15 protein-coding genes and 1 pseudogene are annotated in these 16889 nt (G+C 37.1%); 15 read left to right on the top strand and 1 reads right to left on the bottom strand.

Annotation, left to right across the window (positions count from 1 at the left end; all coding sequences use genetic code 11):
• Window positions 1-304 precede the first annotated feature (304 nt).
• The 15 genes and pseudogenes from AC0IXC_RS14510 to AC0IXC_RS14440 all read left to right on the top strand — a co-directional run bounded on the left by AC0IXC_RS14510 (window position 305) and on the right by AC0IXC_RS14440 (window position 15865).
• Window positions 305-3040 carry a putative bifunctional diguanylate cyclase/phosphodiesterase gene (locus AC0IXC_RS14510; RefSeq protein WP_471652998.1) on the top strand — a complete coding sequence of 912 codons (2736 nt, stop codon included), beginning with the start codon at window positions 305-307 and terminating at the stop codon, window positions 3038-3040.
• Window positions 3041-3196: 156 nt separating this feature from the next.
• Complete coding sequence (locus AC0IXC_RS14505; RefSeq protein WP_002086470.1) at window positions 3197-3973, top strand: TerC family protein; 777 nt, start codon at window positions 3197-3199, stop codon at window positions 3971-3973.
• Between the two features lie 104 nt (window positions 3974-4077).
• A pseudogene (locus tag AC0IXC_RS14500) lies at window positions 4078-4270 on the top strand (hypothetical protein).
• On the top strand, window positions 4239-7187 hold the full coding sequence (gene fdhF, locus AC0IXC_RS14495) for a formate dehydrogenase subunit alpha (protein ID WP_471652997.1): 2949 nt from the start codon (window positions 4239-4241) through the stop codon (window positions 7185-7187). Before AC0IXC_RS14500 ends, fdhF begins: the two are co-directional and overlap by 32 nt.
• A 160-nt stretch (window positions 7188-7347) precedes the next feature.
• Complete coding sequence (locus AC0IXC_RS14490; protein ID WP_002012016.1) at window positions 7348-7830, top strand: helical membrane plugin domain-containing protein; 483 nt, start codon at window positions 7348-7350, stop codon at window positions 7828-7830.
• A 150-nt stretch (window positions 7831-7980) separates the two neighbouring features.
• Window positions 7981-8325 carry a Na-translocating system protein MpsC family protein gene (locus AC0IXC_RS14485; protein ID WP_002012015.1) on the top strand — a complete coding sequence of 115 codons (345 nt, stop codon included), beginning with the start codon at window positions 7981-7983 and terminating at the stop codon, window positions 8323-8325.
• Between the two features lie 16 nt (window positions 8326-8341).
• Window positions 8342-9139, top strand: a complete 798-nt coding sequence (gene fdhD, locus AC0IXC_RS14480) for a formate dehydrogenase accessory sulfurtransferase FdhD (RefSeq protein ID WP_002086466.1) — start codon at window positions 8342-8344, stop codon at window positions 9137-9139.
• A 20-nt stretch (window positions 9140-9159) separates the two neighbouring features.
• The gene (gene moaA / locus AC0IXC_RS14475; RefSeq protein WP_471652996.1) at window positions 9160-10176 is read left to right on the top strand and encodes a GTP 3',8-cyclase MoaA; all 1017 of its coding nucleotides are present in this window, start codon (window positions 9160-9162) and stop codon (window positions 10174-10176) included.
• A 207-nt stretch (window positions 10177-10383) separates the two neighbouring features.
• Window positions 10384-11178 (top strand): formate/nitrite transporter family protein, encoded by a 795-nt coding sequence (locus AC0IXC_RS14470; protein WP_016094387.1) that lies wholly within the window; start codon window positions 10384-10386, stop codon window positions 11176-11178.
• A gap of 42 nt (window positions 11179-11220) precedes the next feature.
• Window positions 11221-12237 carry a molybdopterin-synthase adenylyltransferase MoeB gene (locus tag AC0IXC_RS14465; RefSeq protein WP_471652995.1) on the top strand — a complete coding sequence of 339 codons (1017 nt, stop codon included), beginning with the start codon at window positions 11221-11223 and terminating at the stop codon, window positions 12235-12237.
• A 19-nt stretch (window positions 12238-12256) separates the two neighbouring features.
• The gene (locus AC0IXC_RS14460; RefSeq protein ID WP_471653064.1) at window positions 12257-13570 is read left to right on the top strand and encodes a molybdopterin molybdotransferase MoeA; all 1314 of its coding nucleotides are present in this window, start codon (window positions 12257-12259) and stop codon (window positions 13568-13570) included.
• Complete coding sequence (locus AC0IXC_RS14455) at window positions 13551-14015, top strand: molybdenum cofactor biosynthesis protein MoaE (protein ID WP_471652994.1); 465 nt, start codon at window positions 13551-13553, stop codon at window positions 14013-14015. Before AC0IXC_RS14460 ends, AC0IXC_RS14455 begins: the two co-directional genes overlap by 20 nt.
• Before the next feature lie 4 nt (window positions 14016-14019).
• Window positions 14020-14256, top strand: coding sequence for a molybdopterin converting factor subunit 1 (moaD, locus tag AC0IXC_RS14450; RefSeq protein WP_471652993.1), 237 nt, complete (start codon window positions 14020-14022; stop codon window positions 14254-14256).
• A 47-nt stretch (window positions 14257-14303) separates the two neighbouring features.
• Complete coding sequence (moaC, locus tag AC0IXC_RS14445) at window positions 14304-14792, top strand: cyclic pyranopterin monophosphate synthase MoaC (protein ID WP_471652992.1); 489 nt, start codon at window positions 14304-14306, stop codon at window positions 14790-14792.
• A gap of 20 nt (window positions 14793-14812) precedes the next feature.
• Window positions 14813-15865, top strand: coding sequence for a P-loop NTPase (locus tag AC0IXC_RS14440; protein WP_471652991.1), 1053 nt, complete (start codon window positions 14813-14815; stop codon window positions 15863-15865).
• Between the two features lie 92 nt (window positions 15866-15957).
• Here AC0IXC_RS14440 and AC0IXC_RS14435 read toward each other — a convergent pair whose 3' ends face one another.
• Window positions 15958-16758, bottom strand: a complete 801-nt coding sequence (locus tag AC0IXC_RS14435) for a flagellin N-terminal helical domain-containing protein (RefSeq protein WP_471652990.1) — start codon at window positions 16756-16758, stop codon at window positions 15958-15960.
• Between the last annotated feature and the right edge of the window lie 131 nt (window positions 16759-16889).

Below are 16889 nucleotides of genomic sequence, written 5' to 3'. Positions count from 1 at the left end.
AAAATAGTTAAGTTATATGATTCAGATGGGCAGTATACAATGAGTTCAAAGAAAACATTCTTTGAACTCATTAGCTATTAAATAAACTTGTTACATAAATAGTTCGTATAACAATAATTGATAGTGTTAAGGACATAGCTGTTCATATTTTTTTGTAATTCCTGTTATAGAATTTTTAAATATTTACATTTGCAATGTAAGGCTACTTTATTTTGAAAGAAATCTTTTGAAATGGTCATAATATGAATAATAATTAGAAACAAATTTTTGAAAAAATGATGAAAGACTTAAGAAGGTGAATATATTGCTTAAACATTCACATTTGCAATTTATCTTATTAACAATAGCTCTAATATTCTATATAAGCTTTTGTTTTATATTTTTATTTGTTTTTCCGAATCATTATTTTGTATCAGATTTTAATATCCGACTATCATCCTTAGTTGTTGAAACTACTGTATTTATCTCATTACTTTATTCTATATTATCCGGAAAAATTAAGTTAGGAGTATTCTGGGTTTGCATTACTATTGCAATAGGGTGTTTCTTGATCGGGAATTTTATATCCGCTTTTCAAGTACTTAATGTAGAATTGCCGATACAAAATTTTAATATCTCTGATGTGTTTTTATTGTTTTTCTTATTCTTCTTTCTCTTTGCATTCTTTTATAAAATCATTATGGAATGTAACAAGTGGGAAAAAGCGTATTTAATTTGTGATTTATGTATTGTTGTTACTGCCATTTTTACATTAGAGTGGTACCTGTTTAATAAACCTTCTGCAAATATCTTATTCTTATCAATTGGAGATGTTTTTCTCTCATTTATTTTTCCGATTATAGATTTATTACTTCTTTTATTAGGAGTTAGTCTAATCTTTCGACCAGCTATTTTTAATGCGAAAAGTAAATTATTTATTTTTATTCTCGTATTAACTGGATTGGCTATTACGGACTACTTGTATTTTTACTTACAAGATGATTTGTCAGATCGTTCACTTATATTATTAAGGTGTTTGTATAGAGTTTTCCTTTTATTTATCGCTATTGCTGCTTCGATCTCAAAGAATGCATCTTCTAGAAGGAATTATTTCATTATCGATCCCACATTTGGGAAGAAACTTCTTGTTATATTTCCTTATCTTGCAGTTGCGGTATTAATTGGCTTTACTTTAAAAGAGCAAACTTCCTCGGCTACACTTATTACTGGGAATTGTATTGCATTTGTATTTGTGCTGATTCGTCATACTATCGTACGAATGCAAAACAGCGATTTAACCGAAATGTTAAAAGTGTTTAATAATCAATTAGAACAAAAAGTATCTCAAAGAACAGAAGATTTAATAAACAAATCCAATGACTTGGTCAAAAATCAAGAGAGATTTAAGTCATTATATGAGTATCATCCAGATCCTATTTTAACGATTAATTCAAATGGTACTGTGTTAAATATAAACCAGGCTGGAAGTATGTTATTAGGAAAAAACAGTGATGAATTAATAGGTAAAGAGTGCTTCTCGATTTTTTTAGACGAAGATAGATCTGAATTGGAAGCAGCTCTACAGGAAGGGAAACGATGCAGTTCGGCTTCGTTACAATTACGTGTGAAAAATAATAATGAGAAGGACATTCATTTTTGGTACGTCACCATTGTTCCTATTATGATAGAAGGACAAACTTTTGGGAGTTATGTAATGGTAAAAGACATTACGAGAATGAAGAAACAACAAGATGAGATAAACTATCTAGCATTCCATGATACAGTGACGGAGATTGGAAATCGAATATTCTTCCAAAAAGAATTAGAAAAATCCATTGAGCGTGCACGAAAAACGCAGGGTGAATTTGGACTCTTGTATATAGATTTAAATCGTTTTAAAACCATTAACGATACACTGGGACATTCAATTGGTGACAGTGTTTTAAAAGAAGTTGCTAAACGTTTTAGGCAATGTCTGTCACCGGCTATTCCTCTAGCGAGAATAGGGGGAGATGAGTTTGCGATCATAGTCCATAACCACACAGAGCAACAGCTATTGGATTTGTGTGAAACTCTATTTCGTATAACTGAAGAACCATTTGTAGTTAATCAACATAGTTTTTATTTATCTCTTAGTATAGGAATAGCGGTGTATCCGTTTGGAGGAATAAATACTACTACACTTTTACAACATGCTGATATTGCTATGTATAGTGCAAAGGAAAAAGGTAATAATGCTGTTTGCATGTATGACGAGACATTATCAAAAAAAATAACAAGACGATTACGATTAGAACAGGATTTACCGAAGGCATTAGAAAATAATGAGTTGTTTTTATTATATCAACCACAAGTTGACAGTAAGACTGGTATGGTTATTGGTGCAGAGGCTTTAATTCGTTGGCAACATCCAGAACTGGGACTTATTTCTCCTTTTGAATTTATACCTATCGCGGAAGAAACGTCGCAAATTATTCCAATTGGGAAATGGACGTTACAGGAAGCGTGTCGACAACTGAAAAAGTGGCATTCTGCAGGCTATGCAAATCTAAAAATGGGGATAAATTTATCAGCTATAGAGTTTGAACAGAAAGATTTTGTTCAAGCAATCATATCTACCATAGAAGCAGTAGGGGTACCTGCTAATTCGATTGATTTAGAATTAACAGAGAGAATAGCAATGGTAGATGAAAAAGAAACCTTATCGAAGTTAAAAGTATTAAAATCATATGGTGTACATTTATCAATTGACGATTTTGGTACAGGGTATTCTTCATTAGCATATCTCCCTTTGTATCCAATTGATACCTTAAAAATTCCAAGAGAATTTGTTAATAGGATCGGAAATTCTACTGATGGAAATGAAATTATTCATACCATTATTTCACTAGCGCATACTTTAAACATGAAAGTGATCGCAGAAGGGGTGGAAACGAAGGAACAATTAACAGTGTTACAACGTAATGCATGTTATCTAATTCAGGGCTATTACTACAGTAAACCTGTAAGTGAAGATGAATTCATCAAGTTTTTAAGCACAATGTCGCGTCACCTTTTCTAAGAAAACCACAATCTAGATTTGTTTTTTGTTGAAATTATAACAAATAGAGGACAGCAAAGTAACTGTCAAAATGTTTTAGCATTTAATTTGGCTTAATAGGAAATTCTAATGAGCAAAGACCTTATCTGATTTTAGTTTTAGAAAGGAGAGAAGCGGATGGATTCAATATGGCTAGAGTATGCTTGGGCATTGTTAATTTTAATCGGATTAGAAGGATTGTTATCGGCTGACAATGCCCTTGTACTAGCAGTTATAGCCAAGCATTTACCCGAAGAAGAGAAAAAAAGAGCTATAAATTACGGAATTATTATGGCCTTTGTTTTTCGATTTGCAGCCCTTTTTGCTATATCATTTATTGCAAATGTTTGGCAAATACAGGCGATAGGAGCAGCGTATCTTCTTTACTTAGGATTAAAGCATGTCATTCAGGCGCAATTCGGAAAAAATAATCAAAATATTCACAAGGAAGATGAAAAGGAAGCAGCAGGAAAAAGCTACTGGTTCACAGTAGGAAAGATTGCATTAGCTGACCTTGCCTTTGCGATTGATTCAATATTAGCCGCAGTTGCTCTTGCTCTGGGGCTTCCGGATTCTCCGCTTGACGATTTCGGAGGTATGGATGGAGGACAGTTCATTGTTGTACTTCTTGGAGGGATAGCTGGACTTATTTTAATTAAATTTGCGGCAACTTGGTTTGTACAATTACTGGAGAAACGTCCAGCACTAGAAACAACAGCATATGCGATTGTTGCTTGGGTTGGTGTCAAACTAGCTGTAATTACACTGGCTCATGAGGACATTGGTATTTTAGACCATGATTTTCCGCATAGTACAACTTGGACTTTAATCTTCTACGGAGTATTAGTTGCCATCGCACTAATTGGTTGGTTTGCACCGGGAAGTAAGTCATCTCAGAATAATCCTAAAATGTAATACAAAGGTCAGAGCATTATGTGCTTTGTCCTTTGTAATGATAATTATATTGTGTATTTTTCGATTTAACGCTATAATTACAGTGTTAAAGATGGAATCGTGATATGACCTGTTATGAATCTATCATTTTATTTATGAATAAATGGATTGGTATTTTAGCAAGATGTGCTAATAAACTACTCCACCATGATGATAACGTGCCAAAAATGTGGTGCGTATATTTTCGTGGTGGAGTTTTTTTTATTCTCAAAAAGGGGGAGTAACCATGAACGACAGCATGGTTCATATTACAATTAACGGCAAAGAGTATAATGCTGAGCCTGGTTCAACTATACTGGGCATTATTAATGAGAACGGAATTGAACATCCACAAATTTGTTATGTGCCGGAAGTGGATCCTATTCAAACGTGTGATACTTGTATTGTAGAAGTTAACGGAAAGCTTGTGCGATCCTGTTCTACTGTAGTGACGAGCGGTATGAATATTGAGCTGTCCTCTACTGGTGCAAAGGCAGCACAACATGAGGCGATGGACCGTTTACTAGAAAATCATTTACTTTACTGTACGGTTTGTGACAACAATAACGGGAATTGTAAACTGCATAATACGGCAGAATTAATGGAAATTGAGCATCAAAAATATCCTTATGAGCCAAAAGTTGATGCAAGCGAAGTTGATATGTCTCATCCATTTTATCGCTATGATCCGAATCAATGTATCGCGTGCGGTCAATGTGTAGAGGTGTGTCAAAACTTACAAGTTAATGAAACGTTATCTATTGATTGGGAGGCAGAGCGCCCACGTGTTATTTGGGATGAAGGAGTAGATATTAACGATTCTTCATGTGTAAGCTGCGGTCAATGTGTAACGATTTGTCCTTGTAATGCTTTAATGGAGAAATCGATGCTCGGTGAAGCTGGATTTATGACTGGGCTGAAGCCGGATATTCTTGAACCTATGGTCGATCTTATTAAAGAGGTTGAACCTGGATATAGCGGTATTTTCGCTGTGTCAGAAGTAGAAGCTGCGATGCGCGACACTCGTACGAAGAAGACGAAAACAGTATGTACGTTTTGTGGTGTAGGCTGTTCATTTGAAGTATGGACGAAAGGGCGCAAAATTTTAAAGGTGCAACCAACTTCTGAGGCACCAGTTAATGCAATTTCTACTTGTGTAAAAGGAAAATTCGGTTGGGATTTCGTTAATTCTGAAAAACGACTTACGAAACCTTTAATTCGTAAAAATGGAGTGTTCGTGGAATCAACTTGGGAAGAAGCGCTGCATGTAGTGGCGAATAAATTGGGCTCTATTAAAGAAGAGTACGGTAAAGGCTCTATCGGCTTTATTTCTTCTTCTAAAATTACGAATGAAGATAATTATGTTATTCAAAAATTAGCGCGTCAAGTGTTCGAAACGAATAACGTTGATAACTGCTCACGTTATTGTCAATCACCAGCGACAGATGGATTGTTCCGTACAATTGGTATGGGCGGAGATGCAGGGACGATTAAAGATATCGCACAATCGGGTCTTGTTATTATCGTCGGTTGTAATCCAACAGAAGGTCACCCAGTATTAGCAACTCGTGTGAAACGTGCGCATAAACTTCACGGTCAAAAACTAATTGTTGCAGATCTTCGTAAAACTGAAATGGCAGAGCGTTCAGATATCTTTATTAGTCCAAAGCAAGGAACGGACCAAGTATGGTTAATGGCTGTTACGAAATATATGATTGATCAAGGTTGGCACGATCAGCAGTTCATCGATGAGAATGTAAACTTCTTTGATGATTTCAAAGATAGTCTCGCGGAATATACGCTTGAATATGCAGAAGAGATTACAGGTATTTCAAAAGAAACGCTCGTTAAAATGGCAGAAATGATTCGTGATGCAGATGGTACGTGTATCCTTTGGGGAATGGGGGTAACGCAAAATACTGGTGGTTCAGATACTTCCGCTGCAATTTCAAACTTACTTCTTACAACAGGAAACTATCGCCGTCCAGGTGCTGGTGCATATCCGCTTCGAGGTCATAATAACGTACAAGGTGCTTGTGATATGGGAACACTTCCAGGTTGGCTTCCAGGATATCAGCACGTTACTGACGATGTAGAACGTGCGAAATTTGAAATAGCTTACGGAGTAAAAATTGATAACAAACCAGGTCTTAATAACATTGAAATGCTTCACGCAATTGATGAAGGAAAAATGAAAGCTATGTATCTTGTTGGAGAAGATATGGCTCTTGTAGACTCTAACGCAAATCACGTACATGAAGTGTTATCAAGCCTTGAATTCTTTGTCGTTCAAGATGTGTTCCTTTCTAAAACAGCTCAATACGCTGATGTAGTATTACCAGCAGCGCCATCTCTTGAGAAAGAAGGTACTTTTACAAATACAGAGCGTCGTGTACAAAGATTATATCAAGTGCTTCCAACGCTAGGAGATGCGAAACCAGACTGGTGGATCGTGCAGGCAATTGCTAATAAGTTAGGCGCAAACTGGAGCTATAATCACCCAAGTGAAATCTTTGCGGAAATGGCAAGCTTATCACCACTATTTGCACACGCAAACTATGAAGTGCTTGAAGGGTGGAACAGTTTCCACTGGGGAAGTTTTGATGGTACGAATACGCCGCTTCTATTCAAAGATGGATTTAACTTCCCGGACAAAAAGGCTCGTTTTGCGATAGCTGATTGGGTACGTCCTGCTGAATTCCCAGCAGAATACGATCTTCACATTAATAACGGCCGTATGCTTGAACATTTCCATGAAGGGAACATGACAAATAAATCAACTGGTATTCAATCGAAAGTACCAGGTGTTTTCGTCGAAGTTTCTCCAGAACTTGCAAGGGAACGTGGAGTGAAAACTGGTTCGTTAGTACGCCTTGTTTCTCCATTCGGAGCACTAAAATTACGTGCACTTGTAACGGATCGTGTAAAAGCGAATGAACTGTATTTACCGATGAATTCGACTGATAAAGAATCGGCAATTAATTTCTTAACAGGTCCTGCCGTTGACTTGCGTACAAACACGCCGGCATATAAACAAACGAAAGTACGTATGGAAGTGTTAGAAGTTGATGGCGAAAATCCGATGCCAAAAACGAACCCGCGTAATAAAAAGCGTCATCCTCAAAACGGTATTGAGGTAAATCGTAAGTGGGCTCGTCCAGGATACGTACATTTAACGGATAAAGTGAAACTTTAATCAGTGGGGGGTTTCTTTATTACCCACTGATTATTAGCTCGCACCAATCGGGCGTTTACGGGCAGCCCGACCCCCACCTAAATTCTTTGCTTTCGCTGAATTTTGAGGTAGGGTTCTTACTGCCTGCAAATAGCGGGATAACTAAGGGGGAGAAAAGAATATGGCAGCACCTATTCAAGCGATCCAGAAACAGGAGCTAACTGAGGAAGAACTTAAACAACAAAAACTCGAAGCTTTAAAAGAACTGCTAGCTAATAATGAAGATGCTTTAAATCAAATGTTTAATATAGTAGGTGAATTAAATGACATTGGGATGCTGGAAGCAGCAAATTCTATGCTGAAAGCGAAAGAACCAATCGCAAAAATCGTTCTAGGCCAAGTCACTCGTGAACCAGTTACAAATTTAATTAATAATATGATGGGCGCTGCAGGAGCTTTAACAGAACTTGATCCGGAACTTACGAAAAAGCTTATAGGTAGCGTATTGACAGGTATGGATGAAGGAAACCAGCATTTGCAAAGCAATAAAAAAGTAGGAATATTAGACCTTATGAAAGTACTGAAAGACCCAGATATTAATCGTGCTATCGGATTTGGTCTTCATTTCTTAAAAGGTATGGGTAAAGGGTTAAAAGAAGAATAGATAAGCAACAATAATAGTATTTCATATGTTGTTTGCGTACTTGAGATAATTGTAAAAGATGATCCATTTCGTCTCATTATTAAATAGTTTAGGCGAAATGATCATTTTGTTAAAATAGTTGTGATGGAATAACTAGGAAGGAATGAGAGTATGTCAAAAATGGTACATGAATTTAATGATATGATCCGAAAGCTTCGAAAAGAGTTGTTCGGGAAAGGGCCGGAAAGAATTCATACTGTATTTACCGAGAACATGGCTATTGCAACACTTTATGGGAATTTAACACCTACTGAGAAATTTATTTCGGGAACTACGGATGGGGCGGAAATGGTTCATATGGCTCGAACGAAAATGATTCAAGAAGTGTATGTGGCTAATCCTCATGAACATTTAGAAGAACTTGTTGGTGCGAAGTTAGTTCATCTGTTTTCTGATATGAAAGTAGATGAGGATATTGCAGTTTCCGTGTTTGTTTTTGATAAAAATATAACGTGAGAGAAGGATGCTCATCGTGAAATCGATTCAGGTGGAACGGAAAATTTTTAAATATGAGCAAGGGGAATTTAAACATATAGAGGACAGCATTGTAACAGAGTTTCCTGTTACGGTTAAAATTAACGGCCAGGAATTTGTTACAATGGTTAGTACTCCAGAGTATATTGAAGATATGGTAATTGGCTTTTTAGCCTCTGAAGGCATTATCCGAAAGTATGAAGATATTGATGAAATATGGATGCAAGAAAAAGAAGGCTATGTACATGTAAAAACGACGAAAATCAATCCTTATTATCGTGACATACAAAACAAGCGTTATATTACTTCGTGCTGTGGAATGAGTAGGCAAGGGTTTGTTTTTGCGAACGATGCGCTGACTGCGAAAGAAATGAATGATATTCGCGTAAAGATCTCTGCCGAGGATTGTTTTCGGTTAATGAATGATATGCAACAATCTGCGTCTACGTTTCAACATACAGGCGGCGTTCATAATGCAGCTTTATGTAATGTGAGTGGAATTGTTTTAAGCCGCATGGATATAGGGAGACATAACGCTTTAGACAAAATTTACGGCTATTGTTTAAAAAATAACATTTCGATTGGTGATAAAATTATTGTTTTTAGTGGACGTATCTCTTCTGAAATTCTATTAAAAGTTGCGAAAATTGGCTGTGAAGTAATATTGTCAAAATCAGCTCCAACTGAGTTAGCATTAGAACTGGCGGAGCAGTTAGGGATTACTACAATAGGCTTCATTCGTAATAAATCTTTAAATGTATATACGCATCCAGAGCGGATTATAAATATAAAATAAGTAGAAACGAGGCAATAATCATGAAATCTGTTACATTAGACAAATTAGATCGTCCTTTAAAGGATTTACGTATTTCTGTTACTGATCGCTGTAATTTTCGCTGTCGATATTGTATGCCAGAAGAAATATTTGGTCGTAATTATTCTTTTTTGTCTAATGATAAAATTTTATCTTTTGATGAAATTGAAAGGATTACACGTATTTTCGTTTCTTTAGGTGTAAGAAAGTTACGTATTACCGGAGGAGAGCCTTTACTTCGAAAAGACTTACCTGAACTCATACAGCGGTTAAACGAAATTGATGGAGTAGAGGATATTGGTTTAACGACAAATGGATCATTACTTAAAAAGTTTGCGCCAGATTTATATAAGGCGGGTTTATCTCGTGTAACAGTTAGTTTAGACTCGTTAAATGAAGAACGATTCTCTTATTTAAATGGGAATAGAAGTAAAGTAAAAACGGTTCTTGCGGGAATACAGGCTGCAGCGGAAGCCGGAATGAAAATTAAAATGAACATGGTTGTCCAAAAAGGGAAAAATGAAGAAGACATCGTTCAGATGGCAGAGTACTTTAAAGAGAATAAGCATATCCTTCGGTTCATTGAATATATGGATGTCGGAAATTTTAACGGCTGGGAATTAGGTGAAGTAGTTTCTAAGCAGGAAATAGTAGAGATGATTCATAAAGTGATGCCGCTTGAACATATTGAAGCGAACTATCCTGGTGAAGTTGCAACACGTTATCGTTATGTTGGTAGCGAAGAAGAAATAGGAATTATTTCATCTGTAACGGATTCGTTCTGCTCATCATGTACAAGAGCGCGTATTTCTGCAGAAGGAAAATTGTATACATGTTTGTTTGCTTCTAAAGGAAACGATCTTAAAGAATTACTTCGCTTTGGATATACGGATGAGGAGATTACTAATGTTATTCGTGACATTTGGAATAATCGTTCAGACCGTTATTCAGACGAACGGTTAAGCAATACGAATAAAAAAGCAATGCCGAAAATTGAAATGTCGCATATCGGTGGCTGAGAAGCTACTAAGAATGTAGATTCTCTTTGTTAACGTAAATAGTGGGAAATGTGCAAGTTTTGTACACTTTCTATGAGTATAGTAAAAATGATGATTGATATTTCTGTAAGAGATATGCAGAGAGATTAAGCAGCATTCAAAAATCCTTACGATGATAAGGGTTTTTGGTGCTGCTTTTTTTAGATGAGAAAAATGGAGGAATTGGTTATGGCATTTCATAAACCGGAACAAATTGCTGCGCTTGTGATTGAATCCGGTGTTCAAAAGGTGGGGCAACCGCTATCAGCGATGCTTATTCTTGGTTTTTTAGGAGGAGCATTCATTTCATTAGGATTTTTACTTAATATTCGTGTTCTAGGTAATGTACCGGAGCAGTGGGGAAGTTTAGTCAATTTTATAGGAGGAGCGGTTTTTCCTATTGGACTTATGCTCGTTGTTTTAGCAGGAGGAGAATTAATTACGGGAAATATGATGTCGATGGCCATGGCACTGTATGCACGGAAAATTTCATTGAAACATGTGTTAAACAATTGGGCGTGGATCACTTTAACGAACTTCGCAGGTGCACTTTTCGTAGCGTATTGTTTCGGTCACCTTGGCGGGTTAACTGAAGGTGCCTATTTAAATAAAACGATAGCGATAGCTCAAGATAAATTACATGAATCTTTCGGAAGAACTTTAATTTTGGCAATTGGTTGTAACTGGCTCGTTTGCCTTGCAATTTGGTTAGCGTATGGAACGAACGATTTAATCGGAAAGATTGTTGGGATTTGGATTCCGATTATGGCATTTGTCGTAATTGGGTTTCAGCAAGTAGTAGCAAATATGTTTGTCATTTCAGCAGTTATTTTTGCGGGTCACCTTACGTGGATGGATCTTGCGAAAAACTTTGTGCCAGTCTTTATCGGAAATGTAATTGGCGGAGCTGGATTTGTTGGATTCGCTTATTTTTCTTGTTATCAGAAACAAAGTGCTACCGAAGAAGATGTATTGAAAAAATAACAGTATTTGAAGCTGATTTTTACATGAAAGGAAGGTTACCTCATGATAGAGCGGTATTCACGACAACAGTTGTTCACTCCTATTGGAAAAGAAGGGCAAGAGAAGATTAGAAATAAGCATGTATTAATAATAGGGGCAGGTGCGTTAGGAAGTGCAAGTGCAGAAAGCTTTGTACGTGCAGGTATCGGGAAATTAACGATTATTGATCGCGATTACGTAGAATGGAGTAATTTACAGCGGCAACAACTTTACGCTGAACAAGATGCGATAGAAAAGTTGCCAAAAGCAATTGCAGCGCAGAATCGTCTCAAACAAATTAATTCAGACGTGCAAATTCAGGCGCTAGTAATGGATGCAAGAGTAGATAATATGGAAGCTTTATTAGGTGGTGTCGATGTCATTATTGATGCCACAGATAATTTCGATATTCGGTTTGTAATCAATGATATATCACAAAAATACAATATCCCTTGGATTTACGGTTCTTGTGTCGGAAGTTATGGCATGAGCTATACAATTATTCCGAAGAAAACACCGTGCTTACATTGTGTACTGAAAAGTGTTCCTGTTACAGGGGCGACGTGTGACACAGTTGGAATTATTAGTCCAGCTGTTCAAATCGTTGCAGCGTATCAAGTAGCAGAAGCATTCAAAATTTTAGTAGAAGACTATGAAGCAGTTCGGAAAACTTTTTTAATGTTTGATATATGGAGTAATCAATATCATTCTATCAAACTAGGGAAAATCAAAACGGAAGACTGTCCTTCGTGCGGAACAAATAGAACTTATCCTTATTTATCATACGAAAAGCAAACGAAGACAGCTGTTTTATGCGGAAGAAATACAGTTCAAATTAGACCGGCGCATAATAGACATTACAACTTTGATGAGTTAGAAAAAGTATTAAAGAACCACGGGAAAGTTGATCGGAATCCGTATTTGCTCTCTTGCCAATTAGAAGAGTATCGCATCGTCATTTTTCATGATGGTCGTGTATTCATTCACGGAACGAATGAAATTCAAAAAGCGAAACAACTATACTATCGGTTATTAGGATAATAGAGAGGGATTGGTAATGATGGAAAGAAGAGTGCCAATTACAGTTGAAGAGGCTGTTCGTAAAGTGATGGCATTTGCTAATTGTGGTGTAAAAGAACTAGTACCACTGGAATTAGCATACGGACGTACGTTAGCAGACGATATAGTAGCGGATCACGATGTTCCTTCCTTCGATCGCTCGCCATATGATGGATTTGCTATTAGGGCAGAAGATACTTTACGAGCAAGTCGTGAGAATCGGATCGTATTTGAAGTCATCGGTGAAATTGGAGCAGGTTCCGTATTTCCTACAGAAGTAGGAGCGTTTCAAGCAGTTCGAATTATGACAGGGACACAAATTCCGAAAGGATGTAACGCGGTCGTCATGCTAGAACTGACTCGTCATCGTCAATATGAGAATATCGGAAAAAGCTATATGGAAGTGAGGCGCTCATTTAAAAAAGGGGACAATATATCCTTTCAAGGTGAAGATGTTCAGAAAGGAATCGTTCTCGCAAAAAGAGGTAGTTACATTAATCCGGGTATTTCAGCTCTTCTTGCTACATTCGGTTATAGCGAAGTGCCAGTAGCAAAAAAGCCTGTCATTGGACTATTAGCGACTGGGAGTGAACTTCTTGATGTTGATGAAACATTACAGCCAGGGAAAATTCGAAATAGTAATACGTATATGATATCGTCTCAAATTCGAAGAGCAGGTGGAAAAGTAAAATACTTTGGGAAGTTTAGTGACGATTTTAATACGTGCTACGAAGCAGTGAAAAAAGCGTTAAGCGAAGTGGATATGTTAATTACAACTGGTGGTGTTTCGGTAGGCGACTATGACTATTTGCCAGCTATATACGAAAGGTTAGGCGCATCAGTTCTTTTTAATAAAGTAGCCATGCGGCCGGGTAGCGTCACGACTGTAGCGCAATTAAACGGAAAATTATTATTTGGATTATCAGGTAATCCATCTGCTTGCTATGTAGGTTTTGAATTATTCGTAAAACCTAGCATTCGTGCGTATATGTTTAGCGAAAAACCACATGTAAAACGAGAAAAAGCAATGCTCGGAGAAGATTTTCTAAAACCGAATCCATTTACAAGATTTGTACGAGGTAAGCTTCAGTATAACGAAGGACGACTAATCGCTTATCCATCAGGATTTGATAAATCTAGTTCCGTTTCTTCATTAGCGGAATCAAATGTTTTTATCGTACTACTAGGCGGAACGAGAGGATATAAGAAAGGAATGTTTGTAGATGTTCTCTTATTAGAAGATAACGAAGGTAGTGAATGGCCTTGGACATTCCGTAAAGTAGGGAGAGGTTTTGATGGGACAAGCACGATTTGAAATTGTAGATACTCCGATTGTAGTTGAAGAAGTAACGAATAAAGTAGCAAGAAGAGAAGCAGGAGCCATTACAACTTTTATTGGAACGGTTAGAGAATTAACGAAAGGAAAACGAACGTTACATCTTGAGTATGAAGCATATAAACCGATGGCAGTAAAAAAGCTTACTGAAATTGGAGAAGAAATTAAGAAGCAGTGGCCGGATGCAAAAATAGCAATCACGCACCGAGTAGGCCGACTAGAAATAATGGATATTGCCGTTGTCATTGCAGTATCGTCACCGCATCGTAAAGTAGCGTACGATGCGAATGAATACGCAATTGAACGTATAAAGAGAATCGTCCCAATTTGGAAAAAAGAATTTTGGGAAGATGGAACGGAATGGATTGGAGATCAACTTGAAAATACTCCGTATCCAGAAGGAAAGCCAAAGAAAGAAGAATGAGAGAATGATTACAATTTTACTGTTCGCAAATTTGCGAGAAGAAGTCGGGTCAGAGAGGTTAGCAATAATCAATAAACGAGAGATGACTGTTCATCAATTGAAAAAATGGTTGAAAGAAAACTATCACTTACAGACGCTAGAAAAAGTTATGGTAGTAATCAATGAAGAATTTGTAACGGACGAAGATATTGCAAAAGCCGGAGATACTGTCGCGTTTATCCCACCTGTAAGCGGAGGGTAATTTTTTTATTCGAGTATTAAATCTTTCATACGTTAAGGAGGATCATTATGAGTGAATTTTCGCACTGGAATGAAGAGGGTAGAGCTAAAATGGTTGATATCTCTCAAAAGGATATTTCAACACGCACAGCTGTTGCGCAAAGTACAATTTTTTTATCAAATGAACTATTTGAAGCAATTCAAAGTGGTGGATTGAAAAAAGGAGACCCGCTCCAAGTAGCACAAGTTGCTGGCATAATCGGTGCTAAAAAAACAGCGGATATAATCCCGATGTGTCACCCGATATTAATCCAAGGAACAGACTTTACGTTCCGTTATGAAAAGAAAACCGATGGCTATGAATTAATGATACGAGCTACAGTAAAATGTAGTGGGAAAACAGGTGTAGAAATGGAAGCATTAACGGCTGTATCAATCGCCGCCCTTACTTTTTACGATATGTGTAAAGCAGTTGATAAAATGATGGTCATGAAAGAAACGTATTTAGTACAAAAAACGGGTGGGAAAAGCGGAGACTTTTTTCACAAGGTAAAATAATTACAATGGAAGGAATGTGTATGATGATTACTCACGAACAGATTATGAACGCGTTAAGCCATGTAGAAGATCCAGAGTTACACAAAAGTATTGTGGAACTAAATATGGTTAGAAATATAAAAATAGATGGTACAGAAGTTGGGCTAGAAGTTGTTTTAACAATTCAAGGTTGTCCGTTGAAAGCAAAAATTCAACAAGATATTGAAGACTCCCTTCGAAACATTGGTGCGTCGAAAGTTTCCTTAACATTCGGTTCTATGACACCAGAAGAACGCGCGGCATTAACAGCGTCCTTAAAGAAAGAAGCTAGAACAGAAACAGGAATGCCTAGTATGCTTCGACCTGATTCAGGAGTACGTTTTATTACTGTAACGAGCGGAAAAGGGGGAGTCGGAAAATCAACTGTGACGATTAACCTTGCTACTGCGTTAGCTCGTATGGGGAAAAAGGTTGGAATTTTAGATGCAGATATATACGGATTCAGTATCCCAGCTATGATGGAAACGAATGAAAAACCAACAATGATTGATCAAACAGCAATTCCAGTCGTTAGTCACGGTGTTAAAATTATGTCGATGGGATTCTTTACAGAGGGAAACAACCCAGTAATGTGGCGAGGACCAATGTTAAACAAATGGATTCAAAACTTCCTTGCGAACACACACTGGGGAAAACTAGACTATCTTCTTCTAGATTTACCACCAGGAACAGGAGACGTTGCGATAGATGTTGCTGCAATGATTCCACAAGCGAAGGAAATTATCGTTACAACTCCTCATAGTGTAGCTTCATTTGTCGCATCTAGAGTAGGAGTAATGGCAAAACATACGAAACACGACATTTTAGGTATCGTTGAAAACATGGCATATTACGAAGAACAAGACGGCTCAAGAAACTATCTCTTCGGAAAAGGCGGGGGCGAAATGCTAGCAGAACAACTGCAAACAGAAGTAATCGTCCAAATACCGTTTGCAAAGCGAGAAGAAAATAAGGGCTCATGTGTATATGATGAAGACTCACTTGTTGGAGAAATCTTTACTTCTTTAGCTGAGGATCTAATTTATAATGAATAAACTAGTGTAAAAGTAAAAGGGAGATACATAAACGCTATGTATCTCCCTTTTATTTTTATATGGGGTTCTTTCAATAGTTTTAAAGGTTATATTTAAGATTGTAGTAATTTCGAAACCATTTGCGGAATTTGATTTGCTTGTGAAACCATACTAAGGGCAACTTCAGTTAACAATTTAAACTTTAAAAAATCGCTCATTTCCTGCGCCATATCCGCATCTTCAATTCGAGATGCAGCATCTGTTAGGGCCATACTTTGGCTATTTAAATTTTCAATATTAAACTGTAAACGATTCATCATAGCCCCAAGATCAGCACGATGAAGTGATACATTTTGTAAAGCCTCTTCAATTTTACGAATTGCCGCTCTTGCTTCTTGTTTTGTTGAAATCTTGATGTCATGTTGTGTAGGGGAAGGGGGAATATGTTTTATCATATTTACTGTATGACCAATATCATCTAACGTAACAGGCCGGTTTTGTTCATCAAATACAGATAAATCATTAAACTCAGTCGTCTCGCCAATATAGCCAATTTGCTCTGTTAAAGATTGAAACTCTTTATTTAGTGAATCACGGTTTTTATTTGAATTTGTACCGTTCGCAGATTGAACAGCTAAATCACGCATACGTTGTAAAATATTCGTCACAGTTTGAAGAGCAGCTTCCGCTGTACGAAGCATTGATATTGCATCCTCATTATTACGAATTGCAACGTGCATACCACTCGCTCTCGCATGCATACGAGTCACAATCGCAATATTTGCCGGATTATCAGAAGCAGCATTTAACTTCTTACCAGTCGCCAAATGTTCCATCGCAACATTCATACGTTTCTCATTCTCATAAAACGATTGCCTAGCATTCATACTTAAAACATTCGTACCAATACGCATAATGGACACTCCTTATAGATTCATATAGGGTCTTAAAGCTAATAAACGGCTATGAAAAGAAAAAGGACTTATGCTCATTTCCTATTTGTGTTTTAACATGGGATGGAGTAAAAATAGGCACTGACCGCTTC

The organism is Bacillus sp. AC266 (assembly GCF_979253805.1).
The sequence above is the reverse complement of the archived record's forward strand: the minus strand, read 5'-3'. Positions and strand labels throughout refer to the sequence as shown.